The organism is Agrococcus casei LMG 22410, assembly GCF_900163565.1.
Taxonomy (GTDB): Bacteria; Actinomycetota; Actinomycetes; order Actinomycetales; family Microbacteriaceae; genus Agrococcus; species Agrococcus casei.
Window position 1 is genome coordinate 41,138 of sequence record NZ_FUHU01000028.1, and the last position, 16,903, is coordinate 58,040.

Consider the following 16,903-nt stretch of genomic DNA (forward strand, 5'->3'; position numbering starts at 1 on the left):
CTAGTCTTCTTCGCCCTCTTCATCGGGCTTGCGGTATGGGTCCTCTTCGCCTGCATATGCAGCCGACGAGGCAGCCGAGGCTGTCTGGGCGTCCCGGTGACGGGCCTCGTCGAGCAGGTGCTCGATCGAAGCCGCGTTCTCGGGAAGCCCGTCGAGCACGAACTCCACTGACGGCGTGAGCCGCAGTGAGAGTCCGCGTCCGAGCTCTCGGCGAATGAGACCCTTGGCGCTCTCGAGTGCCACACCGGAATCGGTGATCTCCTCTTGGCTGCCAAGCACCGTGTAGAAGACGGTTGCGTTCTGGAGGTCGCCCGTGACCCGGACATCCGTGATCGTCACGAATCCGAGCCGCGGGTCTTTGACCTCGTTGCGGAGGGCGTCAACCGTGATCTGTCTGATCCGGTCGGCGATCTTCCGCGCGCGTGGGTTCTCCTTCATGGGTCCTCCTGCCTCAGTCGCGAGGCTTCTCGACCATTTCAGTGGTCTCGATCTCGTCGCCGAGCTGGATGTCGTTGTACTTGCCAAGGCCGATGCCGCACTCGAAGTCAGTCTTGACCTCGGTGACGTCGTCCTTGAAGCGGCGCAGCGACTCGATGGCGAGGCCATCGGCCAGCACGATGCCGTCGCGGATGATGCGGGCCTTCGCGTTTCTCGTGATGGTTCCCGAGCGAACGATGGCACCGGCGATGTTGCCCCACTTCGAAGAGCGGAACACTTCGCGCACCTCTGCCACACCCGACTGGACCTCTTCGTACTCGGGCTTGAGCATGCCCTTGAGCGAGTTCTCGATGTCGTCGATTGCGCCGTAGATGACGTTGTAGAAGCGGATGTCGATGCCCTCACGCTGAGCACGCTCACGTGCCTTCGTGTCGGGGCGAACGTTGAATCCGATCACAACAGCGTTGTCGACGGTTGCGAGGTTGACGTCGCTCTCGGTCACAGCACCCACACCGCGGTGGATGATGCGCAGGTCGACGGAGTCGTCGACCTCGATCTTGAGCAGCGACTCCTCGAGCGCCTCGACGGCACCCGAGACGTCACCCTTGATGATGAGGTTGAGCGTCTCGACCTTGCCCTCGTCGAGAGCGGTCTTGAAGTCCTCGAGCGAGAGGCGCTTGCGGGCCTTCGCCAGCATTGCGTTGCGCTCGAGTGCCTCACGCTTCTCAGCGATCTGACGGGCCGTGCGGTCGTCTTCGGTCTGGAGGAACACGTCGCCTGCGCGGGGCACGGACGAGAGTCCCTGCACCTGCACCGGCGTCGACGGGCCAGCCTCTTCGACGCGCTCTCCTGCGTCGTTGATCATGGCGCGAACGCGTCCGTATGCCGTTCCTGCGACAATCGCATCGCCGACACGGAGGGTTCCCGACTGGACCAGGACGGTTGCAACAGAGCCGCGGCCCTTGTCGAGCTTCGCCTCGATCGCAATGCCTCGAACCTCGCGGTTCGGGTTGGCACGCAGGTCGAGACCGGCGTCTGCAGTCAGCAGCACAGCCTCGAGCAGCGCAGCAACGCCCTCGCCCGTGCGAGCCGAGACGTCGACGAACATCGTGTCGCCGCCGTACTCCTCGGTGACGACTTCGTACTCGGTCATCTGCTGGCGGACCTTTGCGGGGTTCGCGCCTTCCTTGTCGATCTTGTTCACTGCGACCACGATCGGCACATCTGCCGCCTTCGCGTGGTTGAGCGCCTCGATCGTCTGGGGCATGATGCCGTCGTCTGCTGCCACCACGATGATGGCGACGTCGGTGACCAGCGCACCGCGAGCACGCATGGCGGTGAACGCCTCGTGACCCGGGGTGTCGATGAACGTGAGCGAACGGTCTTCGCCCTCGTGCTCCTGCACCACCTGGTAAGCACCGATGTGCTGGGTGATGCCGCCTGCTTCACCGGCTCCGACGTTGCCGCTGCGGATCGCGTCGAGCAGTCGAGTCTTGCCGTGGTCGACGTGACCCATGACGGTGATGACGGGCGAGCGGTACTCGAGGTCTTCTTCGTCGTCTTCCTCGTCGAGGTCGATGTCGAACGTCTCGAGCAGCTCCTTGTCTTCTTCTTCAGGGCTGACGAGGTCGAGCTTGTAGCCGAGTTCGTCTGCGAGCAGCTCGAACGTGGTCTCGTCGAGCGACTGCGTCGCAGTCGCCATCTCGCCCAGGTGGAAGAGGATCGTCACGAGGTCAGCAGGGCTGCCGCCGATCTTCTCAGCGAAGTCAGCGAGGGTCGAGCCACGGCGCATGCGCACCTTGGTCGAGCCGTCGCCGCGGGGAACCCTGACGCCGCCGATTGTCGGCGCTTCGCGCATCTCGAATTCAAGACGCTTCGTGCGCTTCGACTTGCGCGAGCGGGCCTTGCCGCCGCCCTTTCCGAATGCACCGGCAGTGCCGCCGCGTCCGCGTCCGCCGCGACCGGCGAATGCGGGTCCGCCGCGTCCGGGGGCGCCGCGACCGGGCGCGGCTCCGGGTGTCGTGGGAGCACCGGGACGGGGCGATCCGGGGCGAGGAGCTCCGGGTCGGGGTGCACCGGGGCGAGGAGCGCCGCCGGGCTGGCCGGGACGACCGCCACGGCGCTCACCGTCACGCTGGGGTGCGCCGCCGGGACGGGCACGGCCCATTCCCTGACGCGAGGCAAACGGGTTGTTGCCGGGACGAGGCTGACCGGGGCGTGCCATCGGACGCGGGATCGCGCTCGGCTTGGGGGCATCGCTCGGTGCGGCCGCAGGCTTGTCGGCCGCCTTCTCAGCGGGCTTGTCAGCGGGCTTCTTGGGAGCCGCTTCAGCAGGCGCGGGGGCCGCAGCAGGCTTGGCAGCCTCTTCCTTGGGAGCACGGGGGCCGGCGCCGGGCTTCGGGCCGGGTGTCGGCGCAGCTGCGCCAGGCTTGGGTGCGCCAGCGGGCTTCTTGGCCGCGGGCTCGGACTTTGCCTCTGTGGGCACAGCTCCGTCTTCGATGAGCTTCTTCTTCAGTCGACGTGCGACCGGAGGAGCGACGGACGACGCGGGGCTCTTGACGAACTCCCCCATCTCCTTCAGCTTCTCTAGTGCGACTTTGCTCTCTACTCCGAGCTCAGACGCGATTTCGTGAACGCGTGGGTTAGCCACTTTTCTCCTGTCCGGTCCGCGACACCGGGCAGGGGTCACGGACGATTACTTGCTAAGGGGTCTCATTTCGAGCCGCTCATTAGTTGTCCATGGTGTGTTTCATTCCTTCGTTCTGCGATTCGGTTGAATCGAGTTCCGCGTATTCCCGCAGGTGCGAGGTGTCGAGAGCATCTGACTTCAGCGCTCTGCGAAGCCTGGGTTCAGCCTTCGCAAGGCATTCCGCCGTCGGATGCACCCACGCGCCTCGGCCTGGGAGCCTTCTGCGCTGATCCGCTGTCGCGAAACCAGCACGCGCAACCAAGCGCAGCAATTCGCTCGGTGCTTCGCGCTTTCGACAGCCAAGACACGTACGGATTAGACAAGTCTAGCGCACTTGTCGAATCGAGCCCCTCAGACGTGCTCAGGCCGCGCGAACTCAGCGCCGAGCACATGGTGGTCGAGGAAGGCGAGCACCGTCTCGTACCAGAGCTTCGAATTGCCCGGCGAGAGGATCCAGTGGTTCTCGTCAGGAAAGTACAGGAACTTGTTGCGATTGTCTCCGCGTTCCGCCTGCTGTGCGTGCAGCAGGTCGCTCCACAGCTGGAGCCCCTGGCCGATCGGCACTCGGTAGTCCTTGTCGCCGTGGATCACCAGCATGGGCGCCACGATCCGCTCGACATGCGCATCCGGCGACGCCAGCTCGTTGTGCGCATCCGAGAGGTGCGACCTCCAGTGATCGCCGGCATCGGTCGTCGCCCTGAACGACCTGTTGTCGTACAGCGAGGCATGGGTGACGATGCACTTGAAGCGGTCGCCCGTGTGGCCAGCCACCCAGTTCGCCATGTATCCGCCGTAGCTGCCGCCGAGAGCAGCCTGCTTCGTCTCGTCGATGTCGTTGCGCGCGACCGCCGCATCGCACAGGCGCAGCAGGTCGTCGAACGGCGCTCCGCCGAGATGGCTCCAGCCCCTGTCGATCATCTTCTGTCCGTAGCCAGTCGAGATCGCTGGGTCCGGCAGCAGGACTGCATAGCCGCGGGCAACCGCCGTCCACGGGTTCCAGCGCCAGGTCCAGGCGTTCCAGCTGCCCCACGGACCACCGTGGATGAACATCGCCAGCGGTGCCGGAGCCTCCTCGCTCGCCACCTCGGGCAGACACAGCCACGAGCGCAGCTCGGTGCCGTCCTCGGCGGTCGTGAACACCTCTTCAAGTCGTCCGTGCACATCCACCTCGGCGACGGGCGACGGCAGCCGAGTCGTCATTCCGGATGCGCTCAGCACCACCGGAGTCGCAGGCCGGTCGACTGCGTCGGCAAGTGCATAGATGCTGCTCGACGCGCCTTCGGGCCACTCAGGGTGCACCTGCACGCCGCTGAAGTGCAGGCGCTCATCGCTCAGGCGGCTCGGAGCCCCTCCTGTGATCGGATACGCGACGACAGCACCGGAGCCCTCGTGGTCAACAGCCGACACGACCCACTGGCCGTCGCGCGAGAAAGCGACTTCGCCGGGGAACTCATCGAAATCGCCGCCGAGCAGCGTCTCCGCGCCTGTAGCGATGTCGATGGACACCAGACGCTGCGCGAGCGGAGTCTGGTCGTTCTGCTTGCGGCTCTTGCTGGCGACGACGCATGAGCCGTCGGGCGAGACCGTTGGCCCGTAGTAGTCGAACTCTTCATCGGCTTTGATCTCGGTCGGCTCCCCCGTCGTGCGATCGATTCGCACGAGCACGCTCTGCCCCGTGATTCCTCGGACGAGACGGCCGACGCCTGCGACGATCACGTCACCCGAGTCATCCATGCTGAAGCTCTCGAGCTCCTCGTCACGCGGGAAGCGTGTGAGCTGCGCAAACTCGAGTGAGTCGTCATCGAGCCCCGCTGCGTCGGCGACAAACATCTGCGGGCGCGTGGGCGCAATGTCGTGATCCCAGCTGCGAACCGGGAAGCCCTCGTGCAGGATCCCAGACACCTTCTGCTCGCGTCGCGCCTTGATGATCTCTGACTCTTCCTCTGCGTCAGTCGCACCGACCACCGCATCCGAGATGACATGCACCCGCTTGCCGGCGCGATCCGCGAGAAGATTCGAGAATCCGCCGTGGCGCTCGGCCACGACAGACGCCTCGCCTCCTCCAGCGGGCAGCCGGTGCAGCTGCGGCTTGGCGTCATCGCCCGAGTCGCGCTTCGAGGCGAAGAAGATGTCGCCCGCGGCAGAGAATCCCAGCAGGCTGTCGCCCTCTTCGCCGCGCGTGAGTCGATGCGGATGCCCTGCAGCGTCGAGTGGAATACTCCAGAGGGCGTTCACCCACTTCGTGCGCTTCTCGTTCAGCTTCGCAATCGTCGCGACGAGCTTCGAGCCGTCGGGAGAAAGCGCGAGCCCATTGACCCGAGGCATGTCAATGAACTGATTGAGGTCTGCGAAGGGGTTTGTCATGGGTCGAGCCTACAGAGTCGTGCCCCGACCGCCGCAACAGCGAAGGACCCGAAGTCGGCTGACTTCGGGTCCTCGGCTCAGATGCTGCGACTGATGGACGAATCAGTCATTCATGACTGAATCCGGCCTACATGCTTCGAGGCTCGCAATCCCGGCCTGGCAACGACCCGTCAGGGTCGTTGCTCTCCAAGGCAGCGAATCGCCATCCGGCCGATTCAGTCATTCATGACTGAATCCGGCTGGATGTCGATTCGCGCCCCAGTAAGTTTTGCCGCCAGACGGGCATTCTGCCCCTCCTTGCCGATCGCGAGCGACAGCTGGAAGTCAGGCACGAGCGCCCGGACTGCCTTCGTCTTCGCATCGAGCACGAATGCCTCAGACACTCGCGCCGGGCTCAGCGCACTGGCGACAAACGACGGCAGGTCGTCTGAGTAGTCGACGATGTCGATCTTCTCGTCGCCGAGCTCTGCCTGCACAGCACGAACTCGCGATCCGAGTTCGCCGATGAACGCACCCTTGGCGTTGACTTCGGGGTCGTTGGCACGAACAGCGATCTTCGAGCGGTGCCCGGCCTCGCGCGCGATCGCGATGATCTCGACGACACCATCGGCGAGCTCGGGGACTTCGAGCGCAAAGAGCTTGCGCACAAGGCCCGGGTGCGTGCGCGAAACGGTGACCTGCGGGCCGCGGAGTCCGCGCTCGACCTTGGTGATGTAGACGCGAAGACGCTCGAGGTGCTTGTACTCGACACCCGGAACCTGCTCCTCAGGGGGCAGCACGGCTTCGAAGTCGTCAGAGAGCTTGATTCGGATCATGCGGGGGTTCGCACCCTGCTGCACGACACCCGCGACGATCTCGCCCTCGCGGTTCTTGTACTCGCCAAGGATGCTCTCGTCGTTGCGAGCGCGCATCTGCTGCACGATGACCTGCTTGGCGACACTCGCAGCGAGGCGCGTGAAGTCCTCGGGCTCGGTCTCGTGCTCGCCGATGCGGTTGCCCTCTTCGTCGAGCTCGGGCTCGAGCAGGGTCACCTGGCCGCTCTTGCGGTCGATCTCGACCCTGGGCCGCGACGCGGGCGCGCCCTCTTCTTCCTTCGAGCGCAGATAGGCCTGCAGAATGGCCTGTTCGATGATCTGCAGAAGATCGTTGAAAGGAATCTCCCGCTCGCGCTCGACCAGCTTGAGAGCGTTGATGTCGATTTCCATGGCGGTCTCCTCCTGTTCAGCTGTATGTGCCCCAGTGGCACACTATTCTGTTTTCACATGGTCTGTTCCGCATTCCTGCGGACGCATCAGCTTACCCACTCGGCAAGCTCCGACGCTACTTGGCGAACTTCTGCAGCACGTCCTCGCGACGGATGGGCTGCTTCTCCCCCGTGGCTCGGTTCCAGAGCTCGAACTCGCCCTCGAGTGCGCCTCGGCCGATCACGAGAATCCACGGGACTCCCACGATCTCGGCGTCCTTGAACTTGACGCCCGGCGAGACCTTGCGACGATCGTCGAACAGCACTTCGAGCCGGCTCGCGTCGAGCTCAGCCACGACCTCTTCGGCAACGGCGAACACCGCTTCGTCCTTGCCCGTCGCCACGACGTGCACGTCGAACGGAGCGATCTCGGCGGGCCAGATGATGCCCTTCTCGTCGTGGCTCGCCTCGACGATCGCCGCCAGATTGCGAGTCACACCGATGCCGTACGACCCCATCGTGACGGTCGCGCGCTTGCCGTTCTGGTCGAGCACGCTCAGCCCGAGGGCCTCGGCGTACTTGCGTCCGAGCTGGAAGACGTGACCGACCTCCATCGTGCGGATCAGCTGCACAGGGCCCGAGCCGTCGGGCGCCGGGTCGCCTTCGCGAACTGTCGCGGCCTCGACTGTGCCGTCTGCGGTGAAGTCGCGGCCTGCGACGAGACCCGAGACGTGTCGGCCCGACTCATTCGCACCGGTGATCCACTGCGTTCCGTCGACGACGCGAGGGTCGGCAAGAAAGCGGATGCCCGTGCGCGACTCGTCGCCCAGCACCGGTCCTGAGGCGCTCCAGGGTCCGATGTAGCCCTTGACGAGGCCGGGGTTGGCAGCAAAGTCGGCTTCGCTGGCGGGCTCCGCCACCGCGGGCGCGAACGCGACCTCGACGCGCTTGTCATCGACGTCGCGGTCGCCGGGCACAGCCACGACGACGAGCTCACGGGAGCCATCAGGGTGCGTGAGCGCCAGCACGACGTTCTTCAGTGTGTCTGCGGCACTCCACGCACGACCGTCCTCGCGCGGGAACTGCGCGTTCGCAACGTCGACCAGCGTCGCAATGGTGGGTGTGTCGGGGGTGTCGTGCACGACCGGCTGAGCCAGCCCATCCGTCGGAATGGCGTCGGGAACGAGCGTCGCGAATGCCTCGACGTTTGCGGCGTAGCCGGAGTCGTTCATGACCACGGTGTCTTCGCCGACAGCGGTCGGGTGCATGAACTCTTCGCTCTTCGAGCCGCCCATCGCACCGGCGTCGGCCGAGACGATGACGTACTCGAGGCCGAGTCGCTTGAAGATCCGCTCGTACGCGTCTCGCTGCAGCTGGTACGAGCGCTCGAGGCCCTCGTCGTCGAAGTCGAAGCTGTAGGCGTCCTTCATCGTGAACTCGCGAGCACGAAGGAGGCCGGCACGGGGCCGGGTCTCATCGCGGTACTTGTCCTGGATCTGGTAGATCGTGAGCGGGAGGTCCTTGTACGACGAGTACAGGTCTTTCACCATGAGGGTGAAGACCTCTTCGTGCGTGGGCGCCAGCAGGTGATCTGCGTCGCGGCGGTCCTGCAGCCTGAAGATGTCGGATCCGTACTCGGTCCAGCGTCCGGTGACTTCATACGGCTCACGCGGCAGGAGTCCGGGAAACAGCACTTCCTGTGCGCCAGCGGCGTTCATCTCCTCGCGGATGACCCGCTCGACGTTGCGACGCACCCGAAGGCCGAGCGGCAGCCACGAGTACAGCCCGCTGCCCACCCGGCGGATGAAGCCGGCGCGCAGGAGCAGCCTGTGGCTCGCCACCTCTGCTTCAGCAGGGTCGTCTCGAAGCGTGCGGAGGAAGAGGGAGGAGAGTCGTTCGGTCACGTGAGAATCGTAGCGCGAGTGCTACCAGGGTTTGTCGACCCCGCCGCCGTCGCCCTCCTCGTCGCCGTCGTAGCCGTCCTGGTTCTGGCGCTGCTCTTCGGCTTCGCGCTCACGCTCCTGGAGCTCCTTCTCCTGCTCCGACATGTTCTCTTCGTCGCCGTCGCCGCCGTCACCGTCTTCAGGCTCCTCCTCGCCGTTCTGCTCTTCGCTCTCGCCGTCGCCGCCGCCGTCGTCCTCTTCGATCTTGGCTTCGATGCGCGGAACAGACTCCTCGAGCTGCTGCTTCGTGTTGGGCTCGCGTTCGGCAGGCTCTTCCATGCAGCCCGGAGGCGCCTGCTCGATGAGGCCGAGCGCCTCTCGGTACAGCTCGTTCGCCGCTTCGCGATCGCCTGCTTCACGCAGCTCATCGCCCTGCTTCTCGATCACGTACACGATGTTGATGTAGTTGATGCAGTACTCGACGCTCTCGGGGTCGTCGTGCAGCGTGAGCGCCTCTTCGAGCAGCGCCCGCGCATCCTCGAACTGCCCCGACATCGCCAGCGCGGTCCCCTTGTCGTAGGGGGCCTTCCACTGCTCGTAGAAGTTCCACCAGAAGAGCGGCTCAGTCTGCTCTGCTGCCTCCTGGTACGCGCGGTGATCGTATGCGGTCACCGTCGCATCGGCCGAGAGCTCGGTCGCGAAGAACTTCACCGAGAGCACGGTTCCGGCGACCGCAACCGGAATCGCTCCGATCATGAGCCACTTGCGCCAGCGTCGGCGCTGTCCGTCAGTGAGTGTCATTGCTTCTCCCTCGTCGGGATCGACTTTCTAATCAGGCGGGCGATGTGCAGGCCCTCCCAGGCCAGCAGAGCCGCGATCGGGAAGGCGAAGATCCAGTACAGGTCGAGCCGGGACTCCCGCATCTGCTCCATGCTGATCTCGGCGTCGCCTCCGCCGCTGATGCCCTGGAGCGTCGGCTTGAGCGGCGTCGCAGCGTCTCGGTGCAGGTAGGTGAGCCCGGTCTCGCTCGCGATCTGCTGCAGGTTGCCCTCGTCGATGACCGAGACGGCATCCTGCCCGTTCGTCGGATCCTGCACGTACTCGTCGCTCAGCCCCGTGTATGTGGACTGCTTCATCTTGCCGCCCTGGTCGGTGCCATACCCCAGCACGAAGCCGCCCGCGACCTTGCCTTTGATGTCGGCGAACGACTCGACCGGATCAGCCGATGTCTGCTCGCCGTCGCCCATGTAGATGACAATGATCGGGTCGCCGGGATCCGCGGCGTGGATCTTGTCGACTTCCTGAACGAGCAGGTCGCGCGCCGCAGAGATCGAGGATCCGCGGGACTTCTGTGCGATCTCGGGCCGCAGAGCGCGCACCATCTCGATGACGGCCGAGCCGTCGCCGGTCATGGGCACATTCAGGTTGGCCGTCGAGTTGAACGTCATCACCGAGATGTCTGCACCCGCAAAGGCGTAGGCGACGTCCTTGACGTCTTCGCGAACGCCGTCGAGCCGGACGCCGTCGCCATAGTCTTCGGCTGCCATCGACTGCGACGTGTCGATCGCGATGATCACCTTGGCGCTGATCGAGCCGGTCGGAACGAGCCCTCCGGGAACTCCCGGATGCGAGAGCATCGCGCCGACCAGCAGCACGAGCACGCCTCGGCGAATCCAGGCCACCAGCTGCCGTCGGGCGACCGCTGCGCGCCAGACGCAGAAACCGACGCCGACCAGCACGCCGATCAGCAGCAGCGGCAGCGAAACTTCGGGAAGGAGCGTCATATGCGAGCCCTCCAAGCCACGACGAGAAGCACCCCGACGACGATCACCAGCAGCAGCGGCCTGTTGCCCGGCTGATCGACGACCTGCACTTCGGGCGGGGTCTGGATGTATCCGGCCTCGATCGAGTTGATGTTGTCGATGATGCCGCTGACGGTGCTGCCGAGATCCATCGGGTAGTACTCGCCTCCTGTGCCCTCGGCAACGGTCTGCAGCTGCTGCGACGCCGTGTCGAGCGGATAGTCGAACGGGTTGATCGCGTACACGCGCACCTCGTTGTCGACCGCAAGCTGGCCGGCCTGCTCGAGGGAGTAGATCTGGTTGCCGTTCACGATGTTGTCGGTGGCGAGAATGATCGACCGTGGGCGGTCGTTGTCGTCAGACAGGTCGCCGAAGTCGTTCGCGCATCCGGCGAGTCCGTCTCCGACCAGGGATGCGCCGCTCACCGAGCTCGTGCCTGCCTGGTAGTCGAAGTCCTCGTCAGGTCCGAGCGTGCCGTCGAAGGCGCGCTCATAGAGGCCGAGCTGATCCATGATGTATTCGTAGTCACTCGTCATCGGAAACGCCATGTACCCCGAGGCGTCGAAGACTCGCAGTCCGATGCGCTCGCCGTTGAGGCCCTTCACGATGTTCTGGAACACGCGCATGATCTCTGCGTCGACACCGACCATCGAGCCTGACACGTCGAGGCACAGCAGGATGTCTCGCTTGTAGTCCTCGTTCTGCTGAGCGTCGACCGCTGCGGGCCGGGCCGCGATGACCGAGGTCACTCCCCCGCCCACGAGCACGAGCACGAGCGCTGCCGCCGTCAGCCAGCGATACCGGCGCATTGCCGAGCGGTACGCCTTGAGCTTCGTGAGCCTGTCGACGTGCGCGACCGGAAGGCCTCCGCCGTGGCGGCCACGGCGATACACGAGGAAGCCGCCGACGGTCGCGGCGACCACGACCAGGATGACGAGCGGAATCCACCACCACCACATCAGGGTTCCTACGCCCATGTGGACACCACCCTTCGCGCTGTCTCGATTGCCATGTCTGGGTCCTGCTTCGCCTGACGCATGAACGACGAAGGGTAGTACTGCTCGACCGCGTGCGGAATCAGCGGTACCTGAGCGTCCCTGAGGTCTTCAAGGGTCATCACCTCTGCCTCGACTCCGCTCGCCTCATGGGCGAAGAAGCGCAGCACGAGGCTGAGTCGCTGTGAGAGCTCGCGGGGCGTCATCTCGCCGCCCTGGTGCTCGACCGACACCTCGCCGATCATGTCGATGTACTTCTGCTTGACCGTGCGCACGTCGACCTGCTTGGGAGGAGGAGGCGGCGGCTCGAGGATGCCGCGCGGCCGTCCGAAGATCCAGAGGCCTGCGTACAGCACGACGAGCACGGCGAGGATGAGGGCGCCCACAGCCCACCAGGGCCAGTAGGCGAATGGGCCATAGAGGTCTGGGGCATCAAGAACGGCGCGCACGTCGGTGCCTCTCCAGGAGTCTGAACAGAGCCGGAACGGTGCCGTCGAGCGACCCGATGCGCCCGGCCGAGACGCCCTTCTTGCGAAGTCGCGTCGCGAGGATCTCGTGACGCTGTGCGACTCCTTCATCGAATACTGTCTGGAGCCCGCGGCTGCGCCGCAGGTACTCGGGGATCTCGACGCCGCCGTCGACCGCCCACACAGGCGGTGCAGAGAGCTGGCGCGCCATGAGGTCAGCGTCGCCAACCGAGATCCAGAGCACCTCGTGCCTGGCGTGCAGGCGTGCGATCTGCTTGTCCATGTCGCGATCGAGCGCGATGTCGTCAGAGACGATGAACACGATCGACCTGTGGCCGAGCCTGCGAGCCACCTGCGTCAGCAGGTGCTCCATGTCGCTGCCGGGCGCATCCAGCTGGATCCTCGCGTCGACAGCGCGCAGCATGCGCTCGATGTGCGCCTCGGAGCCGCCGGCAGGAGTGAAGTCGATGTGCTCTTCGTCGCCGGTGAACATCGAGACCCGATCGCCGTGACGCGTGGCCAGGTAGGCGAGCACTCCGACCGCCTGGATCGCGATCTCCTTCTTCGGCTCGCCGCTCTCGGCCACTGCGGCCATGCCGCGACCGGTGTCGACGATGAAGACGATGTTGTGCTGCCTGGACGCGATGTAGCGCTTGATCAGCGGCACGGTCGAACGGGCAGTCGCCTTCCAGTCGATGTCCTTGACCTCGTCGCCGGGCGCATACTCGCGCAGATCATCGAAGTCGTGGCTGCGACCATGGTGGATCGACGAGTACTCGCCCTCCAACAGCTCGATGGTCTTGCGGTGGGCGTGAATGCCCATCCGCGATTTGACCTTGACTAGCCTTCGCTGCACGGTGTGCCCTACGGGGTTCGCACAGCGGCGAAGATCGCGTCGATGACCTGTTCGCTCGTGACGCCGTCTGCTTCGGCTTCGTAGTTGAGGATGATGCGGTGACGCAGGATCACGTGGCTCAGGTCTTTGATGTCCTCCGGGATCACGTAGTCGCGGCCCCGAACCAGTGCGAGCGCACGGCCAGCCTGCGAGAACGAGATCGAGCCACGGGGGCTCGCGCCGTACTGCAGGTAGTCGGCGAGCTTCTGGCCGACATAGTCTGCCGGATGACGCGTCACGTACATGAGCTGGACGATGTAGTTGGTGATCGCCTGGTCCATGTAGACGCGCTTGGTGAGTCCCTGCAGTCGCATGACGTCTTCGAGTGAGGCGACCGGCTCCTCCGGGGCGCCGTCGAAAACGCCCGACTCGATCCGGCGCACGATCTCTGCCTCTTCGCTGGGGCTCGGGTAGTCGAGGATGTCCTTCAACAGGAATCGGTCGAGCTGCGCCTCGGGCAGCGTGTAGGTGCCCTCCTGCTCGATGGGGTTCTGCGTCGCGAGCACGAAGAACGGCTTCGGCAGCGGGTGCGTCTCGCCGCCGATCGAGGTCTGACGCTCCTGCATCGCCTCGAGCATCGCCGACTGCGTCTTGGCGCTCGAGCGGTTGATCTCGTCGAGCAGCACGAAGTTGGCGTGAACGGGGCCGAGCTGCGTGCGGAAGCTGCCCGAGTGCTGATCGTAGATCTGCGTGCCGACGATGTCGCTCGGCAGCAGGTCGGGGGTGCACTGGATGCGGTTGAACGACGCCTGGATCGACTGGGCGAGTGTCGCTGCCGCGGTGGTCTTCGCGAGGCCGGGAACCGACTCCATCAGCACGTGTCCGCCTGCGAGCAGCGCGACCATCAGGTTCTGCAGAAGACTCTGCTGACCGACCACCTTCTCGCCGAAGCTGCCCTGAATCGACGAGATCTTGGACTTCGCCCACTCGAGCTCGTCCTGTGAAATCGGGGGACGCCCCTGCTGATCGTTGGCCACGTCAGTTCCTTTCGTTGCTTTCCAAGAGCCTAGGGCCGCAAGCAATACAAACCCTGGGTGCCGTCTGGGCTCAAGCTGAGTGAATCCGGTTCTTCAGGCCGCGCGTGGCACCGATCACGATGAGCGCGAGAGCGATGAGCATGATCCAGTTGAGCGAATCGAAGCCGATCGTGGCGACCACGACGCCGGCGAGTGCTCCTGCCCCAGCGCCGGCGAATCCCATGGTCGTGTCGCTGCGCCCTTGGACCACGGGTCTTGCGTGCTGCGGCGTCTCGTCGTTCAGAAGAGCGGATGCGGCGACAGTGACCGCAGACCAGCCGAATCCCAGCAACGCGAGGCCGACGATGCCGAGGCTCTCGGGCAGCAGCAGGTTCGCAGCCGCCGACGCTGCGAGGAGGAAGGCTCCGAGCAGCACCGTGGAACGCCGGCCGACGCTGTCAGCGAGGAAGCCGAACACCGGCGACAGCACGTACATGCCGCCGGTGTGCGCGCTCATGGCGAGCATGATCAGCGGCAGCGCCTGACCGGCGTGCTCGAGGTGCACGGGCGTCATCGCCATGATCCCGACCATCATCGCGTGGGCTGAGGCGATCATGACCACCACCCACAGGATGCGCGGGTGGTGAAGGATGCGAAAGGCCGTCTCGGGGTTCGCTGTGGACTCCCCCGCCTGCGCTCCCGCTGCCTGCAGCGGATCGGGCCTCAGGAACACCCACACGACAAACGTCACGATCAGCAGCCCGGTGCCGCTCAGCACGTACGCGCCAGTGAGCTCGCCCAGCCCCAGCGGCACACCGAGTCGGTCGCCGAGCGGGACGATGCTGGGACCTGCGACGACGCCGATCGTGGTCATCCAGATCACCAGCGACATGTCGCGGCCGCGTCGGTGCGGCTGCGCCAGGTCGACCGCCGCGAATCTCGCCTGCAGCGTCAGCGACGAGCTCGCGCCGAGCCCGAAGAACCCGATCATGACGAGCCAGCCGAGGTCGAAGGCGCCGCTGATGACGAGCACGGCAGTCGCAGTCAGCGCCACGACACAAGCAGTTGTGAGCGAGATGCGGCGTCCCCGACGAGCCGCGAGTCGCGCGAGCGGAGCAGACATGACGGCACCGCCCAGGGTGACGAGCGTCGCTGCCATGCCGCCCAGCGCATCCACGCCTGTCACGCGCACGACGAAGAGGCTGCCCACTCCGACGGCCAGGCCGTTTGCCAGACCGACGAAGATCTGAGCAAGCGAGAGCACCGCCAGCGTGCGGCGCTGCGCCGGGTGCGGCCTGCTCGTCAGCTCTGCGGCTGTGTCAGGCGAGCTCTCACGGCGTGAGGACTGTGGCCTCGCCACTCTCGAGCCCCTGCTCATCGGCGATGCGTCGGGCCTCCGCGATGAGCGTCTCGACGATGTCTGCCTCGGGCACCGTGCGAATCACTTCACCCTTGACGAAGATCTGCCCCTTGCCGTTGCCGCTGGCCACGCCGAGGTCTGCTTCGCGAGCCTCGCCCGGGCCATTCACGACACAGCCCATGACGGCCACCCGCAGCGGGAACTGGACGTCTTTGAGGCCCTCCGTCACGTCTTCGGCCAGCGTGTAGACGTCGACCTGCGCACGACCGCACGACGGGCAGGAGACGATCTCAAGCTTCTTCTCGCGAAGGCCGAGCGACTGCAGCAGCTGGAGTCCGACCTTGACCTCTTCGACAGGAGGCGCCGAGAGCGAGACGCGGATCGTGTCGCCGATGCCCTCTGCGAGCAGGATGCCGAACGCGGCAGCCGACTTGATCGTGCCCTGGAACGCTGGCCCGGCTTCGGTCACACCGAGGTGCAGCGGCCAGTTGCCGCGCTCGGCAAGCTGACGGTAGGTCTTGACCATGACCACAGGGTCGTGGTGCTTGACCGAGATCTTGAAGTCGTGGAAGTCGTGCTCCTCGAAGAGGCTCGCCTCCCACACGGCGCTCTCGACGAGTGCCTCGGGAGTCGCCTTGCCGTGCTTCTGCAGCAGGCGAGGGTCGAGGCTTCCGGCGTTGACGCCGATGCGCAGGCTCACGCCAGCGTCGCTTGCCGCGCGCGCGATGGCGCCGACCTGATCGTCGAACTTTCGGATGTTGCCGGGATTCACCCGAACGGCCGCGCATCCGGCTTCGATCGCAGTGAAGACGTACTTCGGCTGGAAGTGGATGTCGGCGATGACCGGAATCTGGCTCTTCTTCGCGATGATGTGCAGCACATCGGCGTCGTCCTGGGTGGGGACCGCAACGCGAACGATGTCACAGCCAGCCGCAGTGAGCTCAGCAATCTGCTGCAGCGTGCCGTTGATGTCCGTCGTCTTCGTCGTGGTCATCGACTGCACCGAGACCTGAGACTCGCTGCCGACGCCGATCCTGCCGACTCTGATCTGTCGAGTCTTCCGACGGGGTCCGAGGGTCATGGGCTCGGGATTGCCGAGATTGATCGCAGCCATGCTGTCAATGGTACGCGTTCACAGGCCGTGCTGCTGGCATGATCGAGGGATGACTCTCATCGCGGCAGCAGACGGATCAGCACTCGGCAACCCGGGCCCCGGAGGCTGGGCTTGGTTCATCGACGAGAGCCGCTGGGCTTCTGGCGGATGGCCGACTGCCACCAACAACCAGGGCGAGCTGCAGGCGGTCATCGACCTGCTGACCCAGGCTGCCGATGAGCCCGACCTCCACATCCTGCTCGACAGCCAGTACGTGCTGAAGAGCGCGACCGTCTGGATCGCGGGCTGGAAGCGCAAGGGCTGGAAGAAGTCTGACGGCAAGCCCGTGCTGAACGTCGAGATGATGCAGGAGCTGGATGCCCTGCTCGAGTCACGCAGGAGCGCCGGCTTCACGACGGAGTTCGAGTGGGTCAAGGGCCACGCCGGCCACACCCTCAACGAGCGCGCCGATGATCTCGCGCAGGCCGCTGCTCGCGCCTTCCAGGCTGGACGCACCGCAGAACAGGGCCCGGGGCTGTCGCCCTCGGCCGCATCCGCTCCCAGCGCGACGCAGCCCGCTGCCCCGCCGGCCGCACACGACGACGAAGCGCCGATGTCGCTCTTCGACGACGACCTCCTCGAGCCCGCGACTCGCGAAGAGCGATTTGAGCCTGCTGACGACCTGCGCCTGACCGTGTGGCGCGACGTGCAGACTCACGAGGTCATGAACTTCAGCATCGAGCAGCTGGGCGGCGAAGGCTGGGCCAAGATCGGCTGA

At 65.4% G+C, this 16,903-nt stretch carries 15 protein-coding genes; 1 reads left to right on the forward strand and 14 read right to left on the reverse strand.

Annotated features, from left to right (window positions below; genetic code table 11):
• The 14 genes from rbfA to ispG form a co-directional block, all read right to left on the reverse strand.
• Complete coding sequence (gene rbfA / locus CZ674_RS07100) at window positions 1–438, reverse strand: 30S ribosome-binding factor RbfA (protein ID WP_086991830.1); 438 nt, start codon at window positions 436–438, stop codon at window positions 1–3.
• A gap of 13 nt (window positions 439–451) precedes the next feature.
• A complete protein-coding gene (gene infB / locus CZ674_RS07105) occupies window positions 452–3,088 on the reverse strand; it encodes a translation initiation factor IF-2 (protein ID WP_086991831.1) in 2,637 nt (878 codons plus the stop codon).
• Window positions 3,089–3,167: 79 nt separating this feature from the next.
• On the reverse strand, window positions 3,168–3,443 hold the full coding sequence (locus CZ674_RS07110) for a YlxR family protein (RefSeq protein ID WP_086991832.1): 276 nt from the start codon (window positions 3,441–3,443) through the stop codon (window positions 3,168–3,170).
• Between the two features lie 35 nt (window positions 3,444–3,478).
• Window positions 3,479–5,491, reverse strand: coding sequence for a S9 family peptidase (locus tag CZ674_RS07115; RefSeq protein WP_086991833.1), 2,013 nt, complete (start codon window positions 5,489–5,491; stop codon window positions 3,479–3,481).
• A 215-nt stretch (window positions 5,492–5,706) separates the two neighbouring features.
• The gene (gene nusA / locus CZ674_RS07120; RefSeq protein WP_086991834.1) at window positions 5,707–6,696 is read right to left on the reverse strand and encodes a transcription termination factor NusA; all 990 of its coding nucleotides are present in this window, start codon (window positions 6,694–6,696) and stop codon (window positions 5,707–5,709) included.
• Window positions 6,697–6,811: 115 nt separating this feature from the next.
• On the reverse strand, window positions 6,812–8,578 hold the full coding sequence (locus CZ674_RS07125; RefSeq protein ID WP_086991835.1) for a proline--tRNA ligase: 1,767 nt from the start codon (window positions 8,576–8,578) through the stop codon (window positions 6,812–6,814).
• 21 nt (window positions 8,579–8,599) lie between these two features.
• A complete protein-coding gene (locus CZ674_RS07130; RefSeq protein WP_086991836.1) occupies window positions 8,600–9,358 on the reverse strand; it encodes a tetratricopeptide repeat protein in 759 nt (252 codons plus the stop codon).
• The gene (locus CZ674_RS07135) at window positions 9,355–10,341 is read right to left on the reverse strand and encodes a vWA domain-containing protein (protein ID WP_086991837.1); all 987 of its coding nucleotides are present in this window, start codon (window positions 10,339–10,341) and stop codon (window positions 9,355–9,357) included. The genes CZ674_RS07130 and CZ674_RS07135 overlap by 4 nt, the downstream gene beginning before the upstream one ends.
• Window positions 10,338–11,336, reverse strand: a complete 999-nt coding sequence (locus CZ674_RS07140; protein WP_143244673.1) for a vWA domain-containing protein — start codon at window positions 11,334–11,336, stop codon at window positions 10,338–10,340. The genes CZ674_RS07135 and CZ674_RS07140 overlap by 4 nt, the downstream gene beginning before the upstream one ends.
• Entirely contained in the window at window positions 11,327–11,803 is a 477-nt protein-coding gene (locus CZ674_RS07145; RefSeq protein WP_086991839.1) for a hypothetical protein, read from the reverse strand. Before CZ674_RS07145 ends, CZ674_RS07140 begins: the two co-directional genes overlap by 10 nt.
• Window positions 11,787–12,644 (reverse strand): DUF58 domain-containing protein, encoded by an 858-nt coding sequence (locus tag CZ674_RS07150; RefSeq protein ID WP_086991840.1) that lies wholly within the window; start codon window positions 12,642–12,644, stop codon window positions 11,787–11,789. The genes CZ674_RS07145 and CZ674_RS07150 overlap by 17 nt, the downstream gene beginning before the upstream one ends.
• A gap of 41 nt (window positions 12,645–12,685) precedes the next feature.
• A complete protein-coding gene (locus tag CZ674_RS07155; protein ID WP_234988484.1) occupies window positions 12,686–13,693 on the reverse strand; it encodes an AAA family ATPase in 1,008 nt (335 codons plus the stop codon).
• Window positions 13,694–13,763: 70 nt separating this feature from the next.
• On the reverse strand, window positions 13,764–15,032 hold the full coding sequence (locus CZ674_RS07160) for an MFS transporter (protein ID WP_159456925.1): 1,269 nt from the start codon (window positions 15,030–15,032) through the stop codon (window positions 13,764–13,766).
• Window positions 15,004–16,146, reverse strand: a complete 1,143-nt coding sequence (ispG, locus tag CZ674_RS07165; RefSeq protein ID WP_086991842.1) for a flavodoxin-dependent (E)-4-hydroxy-3-methylbut-2-enyl-diphosphate synthase — start codon at window positions 16,144–16,146, stop codon at window positions 15,004–15,006. The genes CZ674_RS07160 and ispG overlap by 29 nt, the downstream gene beginning before the upstream one ends.
• A gap of 49 nt (window positions 16,147–16,195) precedes the next feature.
• Between ispG and CZ674_RS07170 the strand changes: the two genes are divergently transcribed.
• Window positions 16,196–16,903, forward strand: coding sequence for a ribonuclease H family protein (locus CZ674_RS07170; RefSeq protein ID WP_086991843.1), 708 nt, complete (start codon window positions 16,196–16,198; stop codon window positions 16,901–16,903).

What these genes read in the sequence shown, in the direction of transcription:
- rbfA (WP_086991830.1), bottom strand. Translation starts at nt 438, where the DNA reads ATGAAGGAGAACCCACGCGCGCGGAAGATCGCCGACCGGATCAGACAG.
- CZ674_RS07115 (WP_086991833.1), bottom strand. Translation starts at nt 5,491, where the DNA reads ATGACAAACCCCTTCGCAGACCTCAATCAGTTCATTGACATGCCTCGG.
- nusA (WP_086991834.1), bottom strand. Translation starts at nt 6,696, where the DNA reads ATGGAAATCGACATCAACGCTCTCAAGCTGGTCGAGCGCGAGCGGGAG.
- CZ674_RS07130 (WP_086991836.1), bottom strand. Translation starts at nt 9,358, where the DNA reads ATGACACTCACTGACGGACAGCGCCGACGCTGGCGCAAGTGGCTCATG.
- CZ674_RS07135 (WP_086991837.1), bottom strand. Translation starts at nt 10,341, where the DNA reads ATGACGCTCCTTCCCGAAGTTTCGCTGCCGCTGCTGCTGATCGGCGTG.
- CZ674_RS07140 (WP_143244673.1), bottom strand. Translation starts at nt 11,336, where the DNA reads ATGGGCGTAGGAACCCTGATGTGGTGGTGGTGGATTCCGCTCGTCATC.
- CZ674_RS07150 (WP_086991840.1), bottom strand. Translation starts at nt 12,644, where the DNA reads ATGGGCATTCACGCCCACCGCAAGACCATCGAGCTGTTGGAGGGCGAG.
- ispG (WP_086991842.1), bottom strand. Translation starts at nt 16,146, where the DNA reads ATGGCTGCGATCAATCTCGGCAATCCCGAGCCCATGACCCTCGGACCC.
- CZ674_RS07170 (WP_086991843.1), top strand. Translation starts at nt 16,196, where the DNA reads ATGACTCTCATCGCGGCAGCAGACGGATCAGCACTCGGCAACCCGGGC.